The following is a 611-nucleotide window of genomic DNA, read 5'->3' as shown; positions in this document are numbered from 1 at the left end:
CGCAAAGTTAGAAGCCTCTAGCAGAATATCGAACCATCTGAAGTGGCAAGTTGATGCGTGGTTATTTAAAAATGATACGCCGACAGACTTACTTTATTTTGCTCGAGACGACGATTTTATTGAGCTCTCTATACAGTATTATTTTTAGATTTGCTGAATTGCTTAGCGAAAATAATCCATCATGGAGATCTTTGTCATTATTTTGACTACTCAGTGAGGCGTTAGAAAACTTTTATCGTTACTATTCCCTATATTTATTGTGGTATTTCAGGTTGCGGCATGGTGACTTGATATAGACTCGTTGATATTGGGAGTAGTAACGTTGAATTCATTTCGTTGGGACATCTATTTTGAAACAGGAATCGAAGATGTTGACGATCAACACCAGTATCTCGTTGAGTTTATTAATAAGTACGGCAAACTTTTGACGCGAAACACGATTTCGATAGCGGATATTCAGAGCGCGTTATTTGAACTCTCTCGTTACGCCGAATTTCACTTCAAAGAAGAGGAAAATTTAATGAGAGAAGTGGGGATTCATCACGAGCATCTCCAAAAGCATATTCAAGTACATCGCACTTTTATGGGCGATATTGTCAGCATGCAAAGTT

General features: G+C 38.0%; 1 protein-coding gene. It reads left to right on the top strand.

Annotation, left to right across the window (positions count from 1 at the left end):
• Positions 1-322 precede the first annotated feature (322 nt).
• Positions 323-611: hemerythrin domain-containing protein (locus R7093_RS26405; RefSeq protein ID WP_318147174.1), on the top strand; the 289-nt coding region annotated here is incomplete at its 3' end.

It is taken from the genome of Vibrio sp. 1580 (assembly GCF_033340055.1).
Note: the sequence above shows the minus strand (reverse complement) of the source record. Positions and strands in the feature narration are given on the sequence as shown.